We start from the raw sequence: 20715 nt of genomic DNA on the forward strand, positions 1-20715 counted from the left end.
AGAGCCATGACCGCGGATCAACCACGCGCCCTGGTCGTCCGGTCGCAGGAGGCGGAGCGCCTCGCGCTGCCGGCGGGCGGCGCGTTCGGCCTGCTGGTCGACGCGGACGCGACCGGCGGTTCGTACGGCGCCAACCGGCTGACGCTAGGCGCCGGGGCCGACGGCGCCCGGCCGCACCACCACGCGGTGTCCTGGGAGCTGTTCTACGTCCTCGACGGCGTGGCGGAGTTCCTGCTCGGCGACTCCCTGGTGACCGTGGCCGCGGGCGGGGTGGTGTCGGTACCGCCGCTGCTGCCGCACGCCTTCGGGGCGGCGGCCGGCAGCCCGACCGACCTCCTGGTCGTCGCGTCGCCGGGGGTCGAGCGCTTCGGGTACTTCCGGGAACTCGCGGAAGCGGCCTGGGGGCGGCAGCCGTTCGACCGGCTGACGCCCTTGCAGGACCGGTACGACGTCCACTTCGGGTCGAGCGAGGTCTGGGACACCGCTCGCCGCCGACAGCCGCCCGCCCGACGGTCCGTCGGCGTTCTTCCGTGAAATCCAGTACCCGTGCCGGATTTTCCCCGGACCTTCGGCCGCGGCGTGGCCGGAGGTCCGTCCCCCCGGCCACGACCGGCCGGAACGCCCGACATGTTCCTGTACGGACCATGTTTTTGACGATCCATCAGGAATCCGGGCCGGGCAACCCTCGCGAAACGGAGGGCGGTTCAGATCGTGTACGCACTGGAGGGTTCCATCGCCGAAACGACGAACACTCCCCGCATCCGGGCGACTACCACTCGAAGCCACTCGGGCCCCAGCAACCCGCCCAGGTGGACCGCGTCACGTTCACATGTCAACCACACATCCTTGAAGCGACATCCTCAACAAGCATTGTGGCCACGCATGTTCGAAGGTAGAGTCCCGCTCCGCCGAGCACCGACAAGTGCTCGCACGGCATTCTTTGGGGCGGGCATGACAAATAACCGCAACATCAACGGGGCCACTTCCGACCTGATTGACGCGTTCACGGAAACCGTCGGGCGATTTCCCGAACGGCCGGCGATCGTCCACCACGGACGCGTCCTTAGTTATCGCCAACTCGACGAGTTGGCAAGCAGTTTGGCCGTCCGGCTGGGGGCCGGGCCCGGTGTGGTCGCCGTCCCGGCGGTCCATGCGCCGGAGACGGTCGTCGGACTGCTCGGTGTGCTCGCGGCCGGCGGCGTGTACTGCCCGGTCGATCCGGCCTTTCCGCCGCAGCGCCAACAGGCGATGCTGTCGGCGGTGGGGTGTCGCACCGGGCTCGCGGCGCCGGTCACCGGCCCCGACGCCCGATCCGGGCCGTCGGGGTCGTCCGGGCCCTCGGGGTCGTCGGGGTCGTCGGGGTCGTCCGGGCCGGAGATCGTCGACCTGCCGCGATTAGCCGCACCCGACGCAGCCGCGCCGGGTCAGGCCGATCAGGCGGCTCAGGCGGCTCAGGCGGATCCGCGCGGTCCGTCGGAGCCCGCGGAGCCGGCGGGTCCCCCGCGTCCGCCGGCTCCGTCGCAGCCCGAACGGCGGCGACCGGCCGAACCCGAGCAGCCGGCCTACCTCCTCTTCACGTCGGGTTCGACCGGGCAGCCGAAACCCGTCGTGACGCCCCGCCGGGCGATCTCCGCCACCGTGCACGCGCTGCGCGGACTGTTCGGCCTCACGGCCGACGACCGGGTGCTGCAGTTCGCGTCGCTGAACTGGGACACCTGTTTCGAGGAGATCCTCCCGGCGCTCACCACCGGCGCCGCCCTCGTCCTCGACGACGAGGCGCACTCGGGATCGTTCCCCCGGTTCCTGCGGATGGTCGGGCGCGAGCGGATCACCGTCCTCGACCTGCCGACCGCGTTCTGGCACGAACTGGTCCTCCACCTCACCGAGGAGCAGGCCGGCCTGCCCGACTCGGTCCGGCTGCTGGTCATCGGCGGCGAGGCGGCCAACCCGGCCAGGCTCGCCGACTGGAGCCGCCTCGACACCGGGCGGATCCGCCTGCTCAACACCTACGGCTGCACCGAGACCACGCTGATCACCCACGCCGTCGACCTGCACGGACCAGGAGCACCCTCGTCCGGACCGGACTGGACGGCCGGCGAGCCCGCGCCGATCGGGCGGGCACTGCCGCACGTCGTCGAACAGATCAGCGCGGAGGGTGAGTTGGTCATCGGCGGCCCGGCCGTCGCGGCCGGCTACCACGGGCTGCCGGAGGCCACCGCGGCCCGGTTCACCGTCGTCGACGGCGAGCGCTGGTTCCGCACCGGCGACCGGGTGAGCCGCGCGCCGGACGGCGTGCTCACCCACCGGGGCCGGCTGGACGGCGAGATCAAGGTGCGCGGCATCCGGGTCGACCCGGCCGAGGTCGAGGCGCACATCGCCGGCCACCCGGGGGTGAGCGCGGTGGCGGTGGCCGGGGCGACGGTGGCCGGCCGGTCCGCCCTGGTCGCGTACCTGGTGCCGCGCGCCGGAGCGGCGGCGGGGACGCTGGACGCCGACGTCCGGGCCTACCTGAGCAGTCGGGTGCCAGGCCACCTCGTGCCCAGCCGGATCACCGTCGTGCCGGAGCTGGTGCTCACCGCCAGCGGCAAGGTCGACCGGGCGGGCTCCCACCGCCGCCACTCGGCCGCCCCGGCGCATCCACCGCATCCGGTGTACCCGGCGCAGCCGCTCCGGGCGGCACGCGCGACGCCTTCCCCGCACTAGGCGCGCCGACGCGCCGACGCGCTGACGTGCCTGCGGGCAGGCCCGCAGAACCGCGGGCACCAGGCGCACCCCCGCACAGGGACACACCCCGCACGCGGGGCGGGCCCCGGGCAGATCCCCGGGCAGGACCCGTCCCGAGGCCCCTCGCCGGGCCCCTCACCGACACCCCACCAGGTGCGCCGACAGGCGGCACCTGCCGGTCCATGAAAAGGAGAGCCTCGATGAGCGTTGACACCACCTCCGCCGACGCCGAGGACGTGGTGGCGATCTTCCGCCGCGTCCTGGAGACCACCGACGTCGCCGCGGACTCGGACTTCTTCCTCCTCGGCGGTGACTCGCTCATCGCCACCCGCGTACTGAGCGCGGTCGCCCGGACGTACGGCGTCGAGCTGTCCTTCGAGGACTTCGTGCTCGCACCCACCCCCGAGGGCCTCGCCGAGCTGATCGCGGCAGCCGGATGAGCGGCCGGGACACGGCCGCCGGGCAGGACGAAGCCCCCCAGGACTCCGGGAGACAGCACGACGCCCCGCAGGGCTCCGGCCCGGCGGGCGTCCGCTCCGCCGTCGTCGTCGGCGCCGGCCTCGCCGGCCTGACCGCCGCGAACGGGCTCGCGTCCCGCGGGGTCGAGGTCACCGTGCTCGAAGCACGCGAGCGGGTCGGCGGCCGGATCCACGGCCACGAGGTGGCCCCGGGTTCCTGGGTCGACGCCGGCGCCGCCTACCTGGGCGACCGGCACACCGAACTCCTCGCCCTGCTCAAGGAGTCGGGCCTCGACACCACGCCGACCACGATGCTCGGCGCCAGCCGCTTCGCGCTCGGCGGACCCGAACACGCCACCCGCGACGGGCGGTTCCCACCCCTCAACGCCGTGGCACTCGGCGACCTCTTCGACCGGCTGGCCGAACTCACCGCAGCGGTGCGGCCCGACGCGCCGTGGCTCACCCCCGACGCCGAGCGCCTGGACACCCTCACCGCGGCCGAGTGGGCCGACCGGCACCTGACCCACCCGGACGCCCGGCTCTTCTTCCCGCTCTTCCTCGGCGAGATGATGGCCGCCGACCCGGCCGAACTCTCCGTCCTGCACATGGCCTTCTACCTCCGGTCGGGCGGCGGTCTGCGCTATCTCAACGCCTTCGAGGGCGGCGCCCAGCAGGACCGCGTCGCGGGCGGCGCCCACCTGCTGTGCGAGCGGCTCGCCGAACGGCTGTCCGAGCGACCGGGCGCGCGACTGCGGCTCGGCGAACCCGCCGTGGCGATCCACCAGGACGCCGACGGGGTCACCGTCCGCACCGGGCGGGGCGTCCACCGGGCGGACGCGGCGGTGGTCGCGCTCCCCCCGCTGCTGGCCGACGGCCTCGACCACCGGCCCGCCCCGCCCGGACCCCGGGCCGGCGCGCGTACCGGGCGCGGCTGCGCGGTGAAGGTCAACCTGGTCTATCCGTCGCCCGGTTGGCGCGACCACGGACTCTCCGGGTGGTCGGTCAACGCGGAGGGCCCGCTGCTCTCGACCGTCGACGACTCGCCGACGGCCGACGGGGTCGGGGTCCTGACCGGTTTCGTGACCGGCGCCGAGGCGCACCGGTTCGCCGCGCGCAGCCCGGAGCAGCAGCGGGCCACCGCGGTCGCGCAGGCCGCCCGGCTCTTCCCGATGCTCCCGGAGCCGATCGGGTTCCATGTCACCGACTGGGTCAACGAGCCCTACAGCAGGGGCTGTTACGCCGCACTGTTCGGTCCCGGCGACTGGCTCGGGCAGGGCCCGGCACTGACCGCACCGCACGGCCGGGTGCACTGGGCCGGCACCGAGACCAGTACGGAGTTCTTCGGGCTGATGGAGGGGGCGATCCGCTCCGGCCACCGCGTGGTCGCGGAGATCCTCGGCGACCACCGCTGAGCCGCGGCCCGCCGCACCCGGACCACCCCGCACCGCCCCGTACCCACCCCACCACCCCGGACCGCCCCGCACCGCCGCGCTTCCCCGTACCACCGCGATCCCCGTTCCGCCCCGCACCACCGCCGCGCCCCGCACCACCGCCGCGCCACCCCACCGGCGGAGGGGACCACCTGCCGCGGAGAGCACGACCGGACGAACGCACCACCGTCGCACAGGACCCGCACCACCGCACGAACCCGTCCGCCGAGCACCAGTTCTCCCACCCCCCGTCGGCCCGCCCCGTGTGTTCCACAAGAACCGCGGCGGGCCACCCCCTCAGGAGACGCCATGAGCGACCAGAGTTCCATCCAGCCCGCCGGCCCGAGCCCCGTCGCGCCCCTCGCCGCCCGGGAGCGGCTGATGACCGAGCCGGAGCTCGGGGCCGGCAACTTCCTCGAACACGCCATCGCGGTGAACCCCAACCGCGCGGTCCCGTTCGCGTTCAGCCACCACACCGACCACCGCGGCGCCGTGGTGCTGCGCGGCCACAGTCTGCTGGACCTCGCCGCCCTGCGCGACCGGTACGCCGCCTGGTACCACGCCAACGGCGTGCGCCCGGGCGAGCCGGTCGCCGTGGTGGTCGGCGAGGGTCTGGAGCCGCTGCTGCACTTCCTCGCGCTCACCGCGCTGGGCGCCGTCCCGGCCCTGGTCAACGACGCCATGCGGCACGACGTGATGGTCCGCTACCTCCACCACGTCGGCGTGGTCGGCGTGGTCGCCGACGACACCACCCGGCTGGCCGCCGCTTACCGCGAGGACCCGCGGAGCCGGCCCCGCTTCCTCGCGCTCGCCGCCGAGATCCAGGCCTTCGACGCCGCCGCGTCCGGCGGACTCCCCGAGGCGTACCCGTACCGGCACGCGGCGGACGACGTGGTCGGGCTGATCCACTCCTCCGGCACCACCGGCACGCCCAAGTCGACCATGCTGGCGCACCGCCAGTTCTGGGACGGCAAGCAGCCGCGGATGGTCCGGTTCCCCGCCGAGCCGTACGACCGGCTGATGTCGCTGATGCCGCACACCCACGCCGGCGGGCTGAGCTACTTCCTCACCGCCACCCTGCTCGGTCTGCCGACGGTCGTCATGTCCGACTGGCGGCGCGCGGTGGTGGAGCCGGTGATGGAGGCGTTCCTGCCGACCATGGTGGCCTCCTTCCCGCGCACGTTCGTCGAACTCGCCACCGGGGAGCTGCCGGTGGCGGGCGCAGCCCGGGTCCACTCCTGGTTCAACACCGGCGACAGCGCGCACTACGGGCACATCCGCCGGCTGGTCGGGCTGGGCGAACGGCCCGCCGGGCTGATCCGGCCCTGGCTGCTGCCGAGCGAGAAGGCCGAGCAACCCGCCCTGCCCGGTTCGCAGTTCGTCGACGGCCTGGGATCGTCCGAGATGGGCATGGCGCTGTTCGGCCAGGTGACGACGCCGGAGAGCACGCGCAACGACCGGTGCGTCGGCAAGCCGCTCGAAGTGGTGCTCAAGGCGGCCGTGCTGGACCAGGACGGCGCCGAGGTCCCGGACGGCACGGTCGGGCTGCTCGGCGTGGTCACGCCGTCCCGGACGCCCGGCTACTGGAACAACGCCAGGCTGACCGGCAGCTTCGAGCTGAACGGCTACTGGCTCACCGGGGACGTCGCCCGGCGGGACGCGGACGGCTCCTTCTACCACCTCGACCGCACGGTGGACGTCGTCGACACCGTGGCGGGGCCGGTCTACAGCCTGCCGATCGAGGAGGTACTGCTGGCCGACTGCGCCGAGCTGGTGCGGGACTGTTCGGTGATCGGCGTGCCCGGCGGCGCCGGGAAGGGGCAACTCCCCGTCGCAGTGGTTCAGTTGCAGCACGAAGCCGATCAGGTGGGCGCCGAGGAGGTCCAGGAGGCCGCCAACAAGGCGCTGGCCGGGGCCGGACTGTCCGCCCTCGCCGCCGTCCGGATCGCGCGCACCGCCGAGGAGTTCCCGCTCGGGCCGACCGGCAAGGTGCTCAAGCGCGAGCTGCGGACCCGCCTCGCCACGCTCTTCACCGGCCGGTAGTGCCGGATGGACCGCCCCGTACCCCCCGCACACCCCGTGACGGGGCAGCCGTACCAGTACGTCCGGACCCCGCTGGTCGAACCGGACTGGCGGAGACTGCCGGGCTGGCGCGACGTCACCGAGGCCCAGTGGCGGGACGCCCAGTGGCAGCGGGCGCACTGCGTGAAGAACATCCGGCAGCTGCGGGCCGTCGTCGGCGACCTGCTGACCGACCGGTTCTGCGAGGAACTCCTCGCCGACCAGGCCGAGTTCGCGACGATGCCGATCCTGCTCCCGCCGCAGATGCTCAACACCGTGGCCCCGCGCGCCCCGACCGTGCCGGAGGCGTTCACCGAGGCGTTCCTCGCCGACCCGGTCCGCCGGTACATGCTGCCCGTCCGCTCCGACCGGCACCCCCGGTGGCCCAGCCATCCCCGGGCCGAGCGCGACTCGCTGCACGAGGCCGAGATGTGGGTGGTCGAGGGCCTGACCCACCGCTACCCCACCAAGGTGCTGGCCGAGCTGGTCTCCACCTGCCCGCAGTACTGCGGGCACTGCACCCGGATGGACCTGGTCGGCACCTCCACGGCCCAGGTCGCCAAGAAGCGGCTGGTGCTCCGGCCCGCCCACCGGCAGGAGCAGATGCTCGACTACCTCAAGCGCACCCCGGCCGTGCGCGACGTGGTGGTCTCCGGCGGCGACCTCGCCAACGTGCCCTGGCCGCAGCTGGAGTCGTTCCTGCTGCGGCTGCTGGAACTGGAGTCGGTCCGCGACATCCGGCTCGCCAGCAAGGCGGTGGTGGGACTGCCCCAGCACTGGCTCCAGCCGCAGATCCGGGAGGGCGTGGCCCGGGTGGCCGCCGTCGCCGCGCGCCGCGCGGTGAACCTGGCCGTCCACACCCACGCCAACCACGTCCGGTCGGTGACCCCGCTGGTGGCCGAGGCGGCCCGGGGGCTGCTGGACGCGGGCGTCCGCGACGTCCGCAACCAGGGCGTGCTGATGCGCGGCGTCAACGCCACCCCCGGCGACCTGCTGGACCTCTGCTTCGCCCTCCAGGGCGAGGCGAACATCCTGCCGTACTACTTCTACCTCTGCGACATGATCCCGAACGCCGAGCACTGGCGGACCTCGGTGCACGAGGCGCAGCGGCTCCAGGAGGCGATCATGGGCTACCTCCCCGGCTACGCCACCCCCCGCCTGGTCTGCGACGTGCCGGACCTCGGCAAGCGCTGGGTGCACCAGGCGGTGGGGTACGACCGCGAGCGCGGCATCTCGTACTGGACCAAGAACTACCGCACCGAGCTGGAGGTCCGCGAGGGCGGCGGCCCGGACGGCGACGACCCGCTCGACCGGCGCCACCCGTACTACGACCCGGTGGACACCCTCCCGGAGCCCGGCCGCCGCTGGTGGGCCGGGCACGCCGGGCACCCGACGACCCCGGAAGGAGCACGGTGAACCCCACCGGCCCCGCACACCCCACTGACCCCGCACACCCCACAGACACCGAGAACCCGGCGGGCCCCGCGCACGCCCCCGGTTCCGCGGACGGCTCCGGCCCGCTGCGCCGGATGTGCTGGATCTTCCCCGACCGCGAGTCGAGCCGGATGTCCGCGACCTGGCACCACTTCTTCTGGGACCTCTACGCGGAGATCGCCGAGGAGCTCGGCCTCACCTGGTGCCGGCACTCGCCCGACGCGGTGACCGTGGACGCCTCCGACCCCGCCCGTCCGCTGGTCTACGTGGACGAGGAGCCGGTGACCCCGCAGGACACCCTGTTCATCACCGCGCTCTACTCACTGCCCTACCAGTCGATGGACGTCTTCAACCAGTACGCGCTGTACGCGGTGCTCGAACAGGCCGGCTTCTACCTGCCGTTCCCGCCGCACGTCTCGCTGATCGGCAACGACAAGGTCGCCACCGTCCTGCACTTCGCCGACTCCCCCGTGCCGGCGATCCCGTCGGTCCGGATCGGCACCGGCCGGGACATCAGCAAGCACCTGTACGAGGTGGCGCTGGGCGGCCTCACCTACCCGGCCATCGTGAAGCCGGCCGGCTGGTGCGGCGGCGGGGGGATCAACCTGGCCCGCGGTCCGGAGGACATCCGGGGCCTGGCCAGCCTCGCCCAGGGCGGCGACACCACCCTCGTCGCCCAGCCGTACCTCGGCGACGGCACCGTCGACTACCGGGTCTACGTGGTCGGCGGCGAGCCGTACGCGGTGATGAAGCGGATCCCGGAGCCCGGCTCGCCGGTGGCCAACGCCAGCCGGGGCGGGGCGATGGAGTTCCCACCGGTGCCGGACGAACTGGCAGCCGCCACGGCGTACTTCGCCGAGAAGCTGCAGATCCCGTTCTTCTGCGTCGACTTCCTGTACGACGGCGAGCGGTACTGGTTCTCCGAGCTGGAGCCGGACGGGGTGATCGCCCCGGACTGGTCCGACCCGGGCCGCACCCTGCAACGGGACGTCACGCGCGCCCGGTTCACCGCCTACCGCGACGCCCACGCCAAGTGGCTCGCCAACGCCACGGCCCTGATCACGACGCCTACGCCGACGCCGACGCCGACCACGACCACGACCCCCCGAACGGACCCCCGATGACCGACGCGTTCTCCCTGCCGCCCGAGGCGGCCGAGCCGCACCTGACCGTCGCCGGCCGGACCCTCGACCGGCTGCGGACCGTCCCCGCGCTGGCACCGCGCTACGCGGACCGCCCGGGCAGCGTCCGCACCCTGGACGAGCTGGCCGCGCTGCCCCCGCTGGTCAAGGACGACCTGAACACCGCCCTGGCCCACCTGGACCCGCGCTCCGAGTCCGGCGCCACCTGGCTGTTCCAGAGCGGCGGCTCGACCGGCGCCCCCAAGGTCGGCTACGCGCCCACCGGCTTCTACATGGCCGGCGTCCACGCGCACTGGCAGCCGCTCGACCGCGAGGACGTGTTCGTCAACGCCTGGGGCGCCGGGCGGATGTGGGGCGCGCACTTCCTCGCCGCCGGACTCGCCGACCTGTCCGGCTGCCGGATCATCGCGCTCGGCTCGGTCACCCGGGAGGAGTACCCGGACTGGCTGGCCTTCCTCGCGGACCGCCGGGTGACCGCGATCGGCGGCACGCCGAGCGTGCTGCGGCTCTGGTTCGCCCACGCCCGCGCGGCCGGGATCAAGCTGCCCACCCTGCGCAAGGTGCTCTGGCTCGGCGAGGCCTGGCAGCCGCAGCTGGAGGAGGACATGGCGGCCGTCGCACCGGACGCCCGCCGCTGGGGCATGTTCGGCTCCACCGAGACCTGGGTGGTCGGCACCAACACCCCGGACTGCCCGGCCGACACCTTCCACCCGCTGCCCGCGCAGCTGGTGCACGCCGGCCCGGACGGGATGCTCGACTTCACCACGCTCGACCCGGAGATGCTCAACCCCGTACTGCGCTACCGCACCGGCGACGCGGGCGAGTTGACCGCGTGCCCGTGCGGCCGGCCGGGCCGGGCGATGCGGGTCCTGGGGCGGCGGGACAGCGTGGTCCAGGTACGCGGCCTCGGCCTGCACGTGGACGAGCTGGTCGCCCGGGTGGAGCGGGAACCGGGCGTCTCCCGGGCCCAGGTCGTGATCACCGAGAACGGCGGGCGCGCCACCGGCGTGGACGTCCTGCTGCTGACCGACCCGGGTGCGGCGGTGGACGCCGAGGGGCTGCGCGCCGAGCTCCTCTCCGCGACGTTCACGCTCAGCACCGCCTTCCAGCACGACCCGGAGAACTTCCGGGTCCGACCGGTCGACGAGCTGGTCAGCAACGACCGCACCGGCAAGACGGCCACCTTCGCCGTCCGGGAGGGCTCGTGAGCCCGCAGCGGCCGGGCGGCCTGGGCCGCGGCTTCAACCTCTTCTGGGCGGGCCAGACGGTCAGCGTGGTCGGTGACCGGATCACCGTCTTCGTCGTCCCCACCCTGATGATCTTCGTGCTGCACGCCTCCGCGCTCCAGGTCGGCGTGGTGGCGATGGCGCAGTACCTGGGCATCCCGCTGCTCGGGCCGGTGGCCGGTGTGCTGGTCGACCGGTGGGACAAACGCCGGACGATGCTCGTCTGCGACCTGGTCCGGCTGGTGGCGGTCCTGGTGATCCCGCTGGCGTACTGGCTGGACTTCCTGTCCACGGCGCTGCTGTTCGGCTGCGTGGCGGCGATCAGCGGCGCGACCATCTTCTTCAACGTCGGCTACCTGATCGCCGTCCCCGCCGTGGTGGAGAAGGACCAGATGGTCCGCGCCTACTCCCGGCTGGAGGGCAGCAGTTCGGTCTCCGAGGTGGCCGGTCCCTCGATCGCGGCCGGTCTGTACAGCGCGCTCGGCGTGGCCGCCCTGCTGGTGGACGCGGCCAGCTACCTGGTCTCCGCGGCCTGCTTCCGCTCCATGAAGCCCTGGGGCGGCCGGACGGTCGTCGAGGGCACGGTCTGGGAGCGGCTGACGGCCGGCTTCCGGCTGAACTGGGCGGATCCGGTGCTGCGCCGGGTGGTGCTGGCTGCCGTCACGCTCAACGCGGGCGGGCCGATCTTCGTCACCGTGCTGCCGGTCCTCGCCTACCGGGGGCTGGGCATCTCGGTCGGTGTCTTCGGTGCGGCCATGTCGGTCGGCGCCGTCGGCGCGCTGGCCGGCGCCGTGGTCGCGCCGCGGATCAGCGAGCGGCTCGGCCTGGGCCGGACCCTGGCGTGGTCGCTGCTGCTGCACTGCCTGGTCGGGCTCGGCGTGCTGGCCGCGCCGGCCCTGCCGCCGGGGCCGGTGATCGCCGTGACGATGGGCTGCTACGGCTTCTTCATGTCCTGCATCAACGTGTGCAGCGCCCCGACCCGGCAGGCCCGGATGTCCGCCGAGCACCAGGGCGTGATGCACGCGGCGTTCCGGACCGTCACCTGGGGGGTGATCCCGCTGGCCGCGCTGGTCGGCGGCCTGGCCGTCTCCGCGCTCACCGACCCGCTGGGGATCCGGGACGCGGCACGCTGGGTGATGGCCGGCGGCACCCTGCTGGCCGCCTGCTCCTTCCTTCCCGCGCTCGGCATCCAGCCGTTGCTCGACGCGGCCGCCCGGGAGAAGAAGCGGACCGGGGACGCGGGGGGCGCGGCCGGCACCGGCGGCACCGGGGACGCGGGCGGCACCGGGGACGCCGCACCCGAGCTGACGGAGACGGCGTCATGACCGGGCCCGTCGTGCTGATCACCGGCACCTCGTCCGGCATCGGTCTGGCCACCGCCGTCGCCGCGGCCCGCGCGGGGTACACCGCGGTCGCGACCCTGCGCGACCCGGACCGTGCCGGGGAGCTCTCGGAGGCGGCCGGCCGGGCCGGCGTCGCCCTGGACGTCCGCCGGCTCGACGTCACCGACGCCGCCTCCGTCGCCGCCTGCCTCGACGGCGTGGCCGGGACGTACGGGCGGCTGGACGCGGTGGTCAACAACGCCGGGGTCTCCAACTCCGACCCGACGCTGGAGATGTCGACGACGGCGGCGCTGCGGGCCAACCTGGAGGTGAACTTCTTCGGCGTCGTCGAGGTGAGCCGGGCCGCGATGCCGCTGCTGCGCGCGTCAGGCGGCCGGTTGGTCACCGTCGGCAGCGTGCACGGGGTGGTCGGTCAGCCGTTCAACGAGGCCTACTGCGCGGCCAAGTTCGCCGTCGAGGGGTTCATGGAGAGCCTGGCCCCGGTCGCCGGGGCGCACGGCGTGAGGGTCTCCGTCGTCGTCCCCGGCTTCGTGCCGGACACCCGGTTCGGGATCTTCCCGGACATCGACCGCACCACCATCCAGGCCGCCTCCGGCCCGTACGCGCCCACCTTCGCCGACTACCTCGCCTGGGTGGGCGGCCAGGGCTGGGAGGCGGCCGGGCAACCGGCCCGGGAGGTCGCCGAGGTGGTCGTGCGGACCCTGCGCGCCGAGCGCCCCGCCTTCCGCGTCCCCACCAACGACTGGGCCGCCGCGTACCTGGCGCAGAAGCTCGCCGACCGGGACGGCGCCGCCGTCCAGACCCTCGCCCGCACGTGGATCGGCCGGCCCGGCGCCGACTGAGGCCCCGCCCGCCCCGGCCCCCGGCCCCCGGCAATGATCCCGCCGCCCCCGCCCCCGCCCCCGCAGTCAGGAGAAGTACCGTGCCCGCCAAACCGCTGCCCGACCTGGTCGACTTCGCCCGGAGGAACTCCCCCTTCTACGCGGAGCTGTACCGCGGTCTGCCGGACCGCATCGAGCACCTCACGCAGCTCCCCGTCATCGAGCAGACCGCCTTCTGGGCCGCCAACTCGTGGCCGGAGAACCGTCTGCTGACCGGTCCGCTGCTCGACGCGGGCGTCTACAAGACCGGCGGCACCACCGGCGTCCCCAAGTTCTCGCCCTGGTCGCGCACCGAGCACGCCGACTCCGTCACCGCCTTCGGCGCGGGCCTGGTCCAGGCCGGCCTCAAGCCCGGCCACCGGGTCGCCAACCTGTTCTGGGCCGGCGAGCTCTACGGCGGCTTCCTCTACATCGAGAACGCCCTGCACCACGCCCCGGTGGACAACGTCCGGCTGCCCGTCGGCGCCGCACCGGACGCGTACGTGGCCGGACTGATCGAGGACTTCGGCGTCGACGTGCTGGCGGGCGAGCCGATGAAGCTCAGCTCGGTCGCCGAGTACCTGGTGAAGCACGGACAGGTCGCCGAGCGCGTCGAACTACTGCTCTTCGGCGGCGACCTGCTCTTCGCCGACCTGCGGCCGATCCTCTCCCGGGCCTTCCCCAAGGCGGCCGTCGCCTCGATCGGCTACGCCTCGGTGGACGCCGGGCTGGTCGGCGCGCCGGTGCCGGGCGACGACGTCCGGGTGCACGAGGCGTTCCCGAACCGCACGGTCGTCGAGCTGGTCGACGACGTGACCGGCGAGCCGATCACCGCCCCGGGGGTGCCCGGCCGGGTGGTGGTCACCAACCTGTTCCGCACCCTGATGCCGATCCTGCGCTACCCCACCGGTGACCGTGCCGAGTGGGTCGACCCGGAGCGCGGACGGTTCCGGCTGGTCGGCCGGTCGGTCGAGGGCGCCCGGATCGGCACCGTCGCGATGCCGACCGAGGAGATCCGCGCGGTGCTGGTCGCCGCCGACCCGGACCAGGTGATCTCCGGCATCCAGCTGGTGCAGCGCCGGTGGGACGGCAGGGACGGCCTGATCCTCCGGCTCGGCTACACCGAGGAGCTCCCCCCGGCCGAGCTGAGCGAGCGGCTCATCGGCGCCGTGTACGCGGCCCGCCCGCTCTACCCGCACGACGTGGCGGACGGCGCGATCCACCACCTCACCGTCGAGTGGGTGCCGCGCGCCGAGCTGGTCACCAACCCGCGCACCGGCAAGCTCCAGCAGGTGGTGGACGAGCGCCCGCCGGCCTGACGCCCGGCCGGACCGGCCGGGCGGTCCCCCCGCCCGGCCGGCCCGTGCGCCGCCGGCCCGTGCGCCGTCAGCCCGTCAGCGGCTTCCCGGCCAGCATCACGCTCTGGCCGCGGAACTCCGCGACGGTCTTCCCGGCCGCGGTCCGCACCGTCACGTCGTAGACGCCGGTGCGCCCGGACCGGGCCCGTTCGAGCGCCTCGGCGACCAGCTCGTCGCCGACCGCGGCCGGCGCCAGGAAGGTCACCTGCGCGGCCTGCGCCACCGTCACCGGTCCGTAGCTGTTGCAGGCGTAGGAGAACGCCGCGTCGGCGAGCAGGAAGAGGTAGCCGCCGTGGGCGGTCCCGTGGCCGTTGACCATGGCCGGGGCCACCGTCATCCGCATCAGCGCCCGCCCGGTGGCCACCTCGTCCAGCGTGATGCCCAGCGACCGGCAGGTCAGGTCCCGCTCGTACAGCGCGGCCATCCGGGAGTTCAGTCCGACGGATCCCGCCGCCACCGCAGTCTCCGCACCCATGACATCCTGCCTTCCCCCCGGGCGAGCCCGAAGCGGTCGGTGTGCCGCGCAGCCACGTGGCAGCCCTCGTGACGCGCACCCGGCACACACCCGGCACACACCCGGCCACCGCATTACACCGAGGCCCGCGACGGGCTGTCAACGGTCCGCCGGATGAACGGAATCCACGTCAGAGCAGACGCTTGATGTCCCCGCGCGCCCGGTAGAACGCACCGTTGCCCGACTCCAGCACCTCGGCCACCAGGTAGCGCGCGCCCGGCACCCGGATGTCCTTCGGGAACTGCACCCGGCGGCTCGGGTCGAAGCCCGCCGAGACCACCCGCACCCGCAGCCGGACACCGTCCTGCACGCACTCCACCTCGACGCCGCCGGCCGCGCCCGCCGATCCGGCGGTCACCGCCTCGATCTCGGCCCCGGCCACCGCGGCCGTCCAGCCGTCGCCGTCCACCTCGGCGGCCTGCGGCAGCCGGCCCTCCTCCGCCTCGCGCACCGCCGTCTCGCTCGCGTCCAGGCAGACCAGCGAGCCGTCCGTGGTCACCAGGTACAGCCGGCCGTCGCGGTACTGCATGCTGTACGCCGAACCGCAGCCGGTGCCCAGCTTCCACAGCCGGGTGCCGTCGGCCGCGAAGCAGTACACCGAGGAGTGGTTGTCCCCGGCGAAGACGTACCGGCCGTCGGGCGAGGCGGCGCAGGAGAACACGGCCGCGTCGCAGCGGTAGCGGGCGACCTCGGAGCCGTCCGCCTTCCGCAGCCGGTGGACCGAGCCGCGCGACGTCCCGGCGAACACCTCGTCCGGCTCCTGCCAGCCGAACAGCACGGCGCCGTCGGTGCGGGCGTGCCAGACCGGCTCGCCGCCGCGCGCCGCGTACCGGGCCACCCCGCGCGAGTGCCCGTGGTAGACGCCGTCCGCGTCGCAGCGCACCATCCAGCCGTCGGTGCCCTCGGCCTTGCGCCGCCACTGGAACTCGTCCTCGTGGTCGACGGTGGTGATCCCGCCGCGCGCGTCGGCCACGCCGAGCACGCCGTCGTGGATGTCCAGCCAGTAGATGTCGACGTCCTCGGCTATCTCGTACGCCACCCGCGGCACCTTGCCGCCGAGGTCGTACACCTTGCCGTCGTCGCAGCCCGCGTAGATCCACCAGTCGTCCGCCACGATGCACTTGACCCCGTCGGGCAGCCCGTAGCGGCCGGTCACCCGGCCGTCGTGGGTCAGCGTGTAGACGTCGCCGCGCTCGTTGCCCACCCAGGCGTGCTCCTCGCCGACGAAGATGCCGAACGCGGCCGCGCCGGAGCGGAACCGCCACAGCACCGGCGCCTGAGTGGCCGTCGAGCGGGAGCTGACGATCGCCCGCCGCGTCACCGCCCGGGCCTGGCGCACCCCGCGCACCGCCGGGGCGTAGCCCTTGCGGACCTTCTCCCCGATCTTCTTGGCGGCGGCCGCCGCGGCCTTCTCCGGCGACGGGTAGGCGGTGGTCTTGGTCTGGCCGCCCTCGCCGATCCGGCCGTAGGTGACGGTCACGTCCACCCCCGCGACCCGGACCTCGTAGAACTTGTGGGCGCTGCCGGTGTCCTCGGACAGCTCCAGGTAGGTCGACTGCTCGGCGGCGGTGGCTGGCATGGCGTGGGCCCCTTCCGGGCGCGGTGTGGCGCGGTCCCGCGCGGTGTCGCGCGGTCGGTGCGGCGGCCTACGGCGGTCCGCCCCTCGACACCCCAGAACCTAGAGGACGCCTCCGACAGCCCGACCGGAGGGGCCGGTCTTCCTGCCCCAACGGACCTTCCGTTCCGTACACGGATCTGACAGCATCGTCCGCTATCCGGTGGTCCGACACCGGAATCGGTGTGGCGTCCGTGCACGGGAGCGGGGCGTACGGGGGCAGGAGACGCGGGATGCAAGGCCAGACCCTCGAACCGGTCCGCGTCGAGCACCTGCCCGCGCCGTGGGTCCGCACCCGGCTGCGGTCCGCACGGTCCACGGCCGTCCTCAACGCCGTCCTGGTCCTCGCCGCCGTGTTCCTCACCGCGGCGCTGCCCCGGGCCGTGGACCTCGGCGCGGACGCGGCCCTGCGCGACTTCCTGCACTCCCGCAACGCGAGCGGGACCAGCCTGTACACCACCTCCGAGATCCGGGACGGCGACGACACCGCCGCCCTGGCCGCGGTCGCCGCCGACCTCGCCTCCCGGACCGGCGGAGAGTTCCGCATCGCCGACAGCGGCCCGGTCTACGGCGTGTTCGGCGCCAAGCCCACGCCCCTCGGCAACCCGGGCCTCGCCCGCCCCGACGGCCTCTCGCCGTCGCTGCGGCTGCTCAACCTGGCGAAGATCGCCGAGCACACCACCCTGGTCGCCGGCCGGTGGCCGACCGGCGCCCCGCGCGACCGGCCGCTGCCGATCGCGGTCTCGGCGCACGCCGCCGAGAAGCTGAGCATCCACCTGGGCGACGTGCTCACCGAGGAGTTCGGCAACCCCGCGCCGGAGCTGGGGGTCGAGGTCGTCGGTTTCTACTCCGCCCACGACGAGGCCGACCCGTACTGGACCGACCTCGGCTGCGTGACCCGCGGCTGCCTGGAACTCCCCCTCACCAACGAGAAGCTGCGCGCCTGGCAGACCACCGGCGTCGTCGGCGACGAGTCGCTGACCCGGCTCGTCGAGTGGGCCCGGGGCGGGCACGCCTTCTGGCGGCAGCCGGTCGACCCGGACTCGCTGCGCGTGGACCGGCTCCCCCGGGCCGAGACCGAGATCAACTCCTACCTGACCGGCCCGACCGCCGCCGGCCTGATGACCACCACCGGCCGGCCCGACCTGCGCACCGTCTCCCTGCTGCCCCAGCTGTTCACCCTGGCCGCCGAACGCCGGGAGGCCGCCGCCCCGCTGGCGGCGATCGGCCCGGCCGGGCTCGCCGGGGTCGTCGCGGTGGTGCTCCTCCTGGCCGCCGCACTGGCCGCCGACCGGCGCACCGCGGAGATCCGGCTGCTCCGGGCCCGCGGCGGCTCGCAGGGCGGCGTGCTGCGCCGGCTGCTCGGCGAGGGCGCCGTGACGGTGCTCCCCGCCGCCGGCCTGGGCCTGGCGCTCGCCCTCCTGCTGCTGCCTACCCCGCGCTGGGGCGCCTCCGTGCTGGCCGGCACGGCCGTGGCGCTGGTCTCCCTGGTCGCCTTCCCGCTGCGCGCCGCGATGCTGCTCTCCGGCCCCCGCCCGACCGACGGCCGGCGCCGGCTGGTCGGCGAACTCGCCGTACTGGCCGTCACGGTGGCGGCCGTGGCCGAGGTCAGGCGGCGCGGCGTCACCCCGGCCGGCAGCGGCCTCGATCCGCTGGTGGTCACCACCCCGCTGCTGATCGCGCTCGCCGCCGGTCTGCTGATCGCGCGCATCCAGCCGCTGCTGGTCGGCTCGCTGGCCCGGCTGGTCGGACGGCGGCGCGGCGTCGTCGGCTTCCTCGGCCTGGCCCGCGCCGCGCGCGGCACCGGCGACCGCCCCCGCCCCACCGTCCTCCCGGTGTTCGCCCTGCTGCTCGCCGTCACCACGGCCGGCTTCGGGGCCGACATGATCGACGCGGTCGACTCCGGCCGGGTGCGCAGCTCGCGCGTCGCCGTCGGCGGCGACGTCATGCTGAGCGGACCGACCGGCGTCACCCTGCCGGACTCCTTCACCGCCGCCGCCGGCGCCCTGCCCGGGGTCACGGCCGCCACCGCCGTCTTCCTGGAGACCGACGCCGTCGTGCTCCGGCCCGGCGACCGCCCGCTCACGATCACCGCCGTGGTGGTCGACCCGGTCGCCTACGCCGCCATCTCGCGCTCGCTCGGCCGGGGCGTCTTCGACCCGGAGAGGCTCGGCGGCGCCGCGGCGGCGGCCCCCGCGGGCGGGGTCCCCGAGCCGTCCGGCCCACCGGACACCCCCGTCCCCGCGCTGTACTCCGCCGGCCTGGTCGCCGCGCTCGGCGGCGACGCCGACGCCCGCCGGCTCCGCTTCGGCAGCAACGGCGAGATCTCCGCCGCCCGGACCGCCACCGTCGACGCCACCCCCGCGCTGCGCGACTCGACCCGCCCGTTCGTGGTGCTCCCGGCCGGACCCGCCGTCGCCCTGCTGCCCGAACTCGCCCGCCGCACCTACTGGTACGCCGTCGGCGACATCGACGCGGACGCCGTGCGGCGGCTGGCGCACCAGCTGCCGGTGACCGAGATCGTCGCCGACACGGCGAGGCTCACCGGCATCCGGCCCGCCGGGCCGAACGCCGACTCCCTCCCCGAGGGGTACCTGATGTACACCAGTGAGGAGTTCGTCACCGAGCTCACCACCGACCCCCTCCAGCACGCCGCCTCGCGGATCTTCCGGGCCGCCACGGCCGGCGCCGGGGCGTTCGCCCTGCTCGCGGTGCTGCTCACCCTGCTCCGGGCCGCCCCCGACCGCGCCGCGTCGCTGGCCCGGCTGCGCACCATGGGCCTGCGTCCCCGGCAGGGGCTGGCCCTCATCCTCACCGAGACGCTGCCCCAGACGCTGCTCGCCGCGGCCGGCGGCGCACTGGCGGCGCTGACCGCCGTCGCCGTGCTCGGGCCGGTCTTCGACCTCTCCGCCCTGCTCGGCACCCGCGTGCCGCCGGGCCTGCCGGTGAGCGGCTGGGCCGTGGCGCCGCCGACGCTCGGCCTCGCCGCGCTGGTCGCGGCCGGGGTCCTCGCCGAGGCCCTGGTCGCCGGGCGCCGCCAGATCGCCACCGAGCTGCGGGTCGGCGACGGCAACTGACGGGCGGGGCGGTCGGGCGGTCGGGGCGAGCGGGGGCGAGCGGTCGGGGTGAGCGGGCGGTCGGTCGGTGGCCGCGGCGGGCTACGGCACCGGGCCGTCCGGCGCGGCGGCGACCGCGGCCAGGTAGGCCGCCGTCAGTTCGGGCGAGGCCAGCCACGTGGCGTGGTCGACGGGATCGGCGTAGGTGTCGGCGAGCCTGCGGGCCACCGGCTCGTACGCGGCGGCGGCCCCGAACACCGCCTGGAGGTGGTCGGGCATGGTCAGCATCGCCGTGGTGAAGTCGACCGTGTGGCGGGCGTGCCGGTGCCAGAAGTCCTCGAAGGTGGCGTGCATCCACTCCGGTGTGAACGCAGCCCCGCCCCGCCCGGTGATCGCCGCCAGGTAGGCGTCGGCCGCCCGGGCCGCACTGTTCGCGCCCTGGCCGGTGATCGGGTCGTTCACCACCAGCACGTCGCCGATGCCGAGCACGGCCACCCCGTCGGCGCCGCCGCCCGTGGCGCCGTCCAGGTGCGCGACCGGACGCCGCACCGCCGGGGTGAGCGCCCCGTACAGGGCCGCCCCGGCGTCGGTGGGCTCGGCGGCCGACCAGAGGTCCGCCTCCCACGGCAGGTACGTGCGCAGCAACTCCCTGATCCGGAGCAGCTGTTCGGCCGGTTCCGGGCGGTCGGCGAAGCAGTCGAACGGACTGCCGGGGACGGCCTCCCAGAGCAGGATGTCGCACGGGCCCGACAGGGTCAGCGCCGGCTGGAGGTACAGCTCCCCGACGCCGGGGACGGCGTGCATCCGCGCCCTCGGCCCGGCCGACGGATCGGGTGTGCCGACCCCGTGCGCGTACAGCGCGGCCAGCGTGCGCTGCGGCGCGTCGAACGGCGAGCGGGCGGTGTCCGGCGCGAAGATCCCGGACAGTCCGCCCCGGCCGACGGCGACGACCGTCAGCTCGTGCGCCTCGGCCACCCGCCGCAGACCGGGCCGGTCCGGGCTCCGGTACTCGACCCGGCCGCCGCGCTCGGCGACCAGCTCCAGCCAGCGCGCCATCTTCAGCCGCTGGTCGACCGACTGCGCGGGCTCGGTCAGGGTCATGGTGAACTCCAGGGCGCGAACGCCCGGTTCGGGCACCAGTACGGCGTCCACGCTCCGGACGGCCGGGGCCGCTCCGGCCCACAGGTCCAGTCCGGCCGCCCGTTCGATCCGCAGCGCCGGACCGAACATCGCCTGCGTCGAGAGCACCGGACCGCCGCGCAGCTGCCCGGGCGTCCGGGCCGACACCACCGTCACCTCGTACCCGCCCGCCGCGAGCAGGCCCAGCGCGAGCTGGAGGCCCGCCTGACCCGCTCCGGCGATCGCGATCCGGCGCATGGCGTCCTCCGGTCCTCGATGTCCGCCGCGTGACGTCCACACTACGTCAACTCGTTCTCCCGAGAACCGGGATGACCGCTCCGTGTCGATCCTGCGCACACCGCCGCACACCGCGCC

The 20715-nt window shown here is 74.6% G+C and carries 15 protein-coding genes; 12 read left to right on the forward strand and 3 right to left on the reverse strand.

The annotated features are described in order from the left end of the window. Positions 1-6: 6 nt before the first annotated feature. The 11 genes from ACFWIC_RS02430 (at position 7) to ACFWIC_RS02480 (ending at position 13997) form a co-directional block, all read left to right on the forward strand. The gene (locus tag ACFWIC_RS02430) at positions 7-534 is read left to right on the forward strand and encodes a cupin domain-containing protein (protein ID WP_329951954.1); all 528 of its coding nucleotides are present in this window, start codon (positions 7-9) and stop codon (positions 532-534) included. 417 nt (positions 535-951) lie between these two features. Next, positions 952-2703 carry an AMP-binding protein gene (locus ACFWIC_RS02435; protein WP_380515149.1) on the forward strand — a complete coding sequence of 584 codons (1752 nt, stop codon included), beginning with the start codon at positions 952-954 and terminating at the stop codon, positions 2701-2703. 221 nt (positions 2704-2924) lie between these two features. Beyond that, positions 2925-3164 (forward strand): phosphopantetheine-binding protein, encoded by a 240-nt coding sequence (locus tag ACFWIC_RS02440; RefSeq protein ID WP_329878174.1) that lies wholly within the window; start codon positions 2925-2927, stop codon positions 3162-3164. Next, positions 3161-4594 (forward strand): flavin monoamine oxidase family protein, encoded by a 1434-nt coding sequence (locus ACFWIC_RS02445; RefSeq protein ID WP_380515152.1) that lies wholly within the window; start codon positions 3161-3163, stop codon positions 4592-4594. Before ACFWIC_RS02440 ends, ACFWIC_RS02445 begins: the two co-directional genes overlap by 4 nt. Positions 4595-4921: 327 nt before the next feature. Further along, positions 4922-6655 (forward strand): class I adenylate-forming enzyme family protein, encoded by a 1734-nt coding sequence (locus tag ACFWIC_RS02450; protein ID WP_380515155.1) that lies wholly within the window; start codon positions 4922-4924, stop codon positions 6653-6655. A 6-nt stretch (positions 6656-6661) separates the two neighbouring features. Then, positions 6662-8089, forward strand: a complete 1428-nt coding sequence (locus ACFWIC_RS02455; RefSeq protein ID WP_380515157.1) for a KamA family radical SAM protein — start codon at positions 6662-6664, stop codon at positions 8087-8089. Continuing rightward, positions 8086-9231: a RimK family alpha-L-glutamate ligase gene (locus tag ACFWIC_RS02460; protein WP_380515160.1), complete on the forward strand. Its 1146-nt coding sequence runs from the start codon at positions 8086-8088 to the stop codon at positions 9229-9231. Before ACFWIC_RS02455 ends, ACFWIC_RS02460 begins: the two co-directional genes overlap by 4 nt. Continuing rightward, positions 9228-10457, forward strand: a complete 1230-nt coding sequence (locus tag ACFWIC_RS02465; RefSeq protein ID WP_380515163.1) for a phenylacetate--CoA ligase family protein — start codon at positions 9228-9230, stop codon at positions 10455-10457. The genes ACFWIC_RS02460 and ACFWIC_RS02465 overlap by 4 nt, the downstream gene beginning before the upstream one ends. Next, positions 10454-11800: an MFS transporter gene (locus tag ACFWIC_RS02470; protein WP_329951948.1), complete on the forward strand. Its 1347-nt coding sequence runs from the start codon at positions 10454-10456 to the stop codon at positions 11798-11800. Before ACFWIC_RS02465 ends, ACFWIC_RS02470 begins: the two co-directional genes overlap by 4 nt. Continuing rightward, positions 11797-12660, forward strand: coding sequence for an SDR family NAD(P)-dependent oxidoreductase (locus ACFWIC_RS02475; protein WP_329951947.1), 864 nt, complete (start codon positions 11797-11799; stop codon positions 12658-12660). Before ACFWIC_RS02470 ends, ACFWIC_RS02475 begins: the two co-directional genes overlap by 4 nt. Positions 12661-12740: 80 nt before the next feature. Further along, entirely contained in the window at positions 12741-13997 is a 1257-nt protein-coding gene (locus tag ACFWIC_RS02480) for a phenylacetate--CoA ligase family protein (protein ID WP_380361813.1), read from the forward strand. Between the two features lie 67 nt (positions 13998-14064). Here the strand turns inward: ACFWIC_RS02480 and paaI are convergent, their stop codons facing one another. Together paaI and ACFWIC_RS02490 are read right to left on the reverse strand one after the other, a co-directional pair. Then, on the reverse strand, positions 14065-14511 hold the full coding sequence (gene paaI, locus ACFWIC_RS02485; protein ID WP_380361811.1) for a hydroxyphenylacetyl-CoA thioesterase PaaI: 447 nt from the start codon (positions 14509-14511) through the stop codon (positions 14065-14067). Positions 14512-14680: 169 nt separating this feature from the next. After that, positions 14681-16129, reverse strand: coding sequence for a WGR domain-containing protein (locus ACFWIC_RS02490; RefSeq protein ID WP_329951945.1), 1449 nt, complete (start codon positions 16127-16129; stop codon positions 14681-14683). A 269-nt stretch (positions 16130-16398) separates the two neighbouring features. Between ACFWIC_RS02490 and ACFWIC_RS02495 the strand changes: the two genes are divergently transcribed. Next, positions 16399-19242: a hypothetical protein gene (locus ACFWIC_RS02495; protein ID WP_380515168.1), complete on the forward strand. Its 2844-nt coding sequence runs from the start codon at positions 16399-16401 to the stop codon at positions 19240-19242. Between the two features lie 81 nt (positions 19243-19323). Here ACFWIC_RS02495 and ACFWIC_RS02500 read toward each other — a convergent pair whose 3' ends face one another. Then, complete coding sequence (locus ACFWIC_RS02500; protein WP_380515170.1) at positions 19324-20598, reverse strand: styrene monooxygenase/indole monooxygenase family protein; 1275 nt, start codon at positions 20596-20598, stop codon at positions 19324-19326. Positions 20599-20715: the final 117 nt, after the last annotated feature.

The sequence above is a fragment of the Kitasatospora sp. NPDC127035 genome (assembly GCF_042726075.1).
In the GTDB taxonomy this organism is placed as follows: Bacteria; Actinomycetota; Actinomycetes; order Streptomycetales; family Streptomycetaceae; genus Kitasatospora.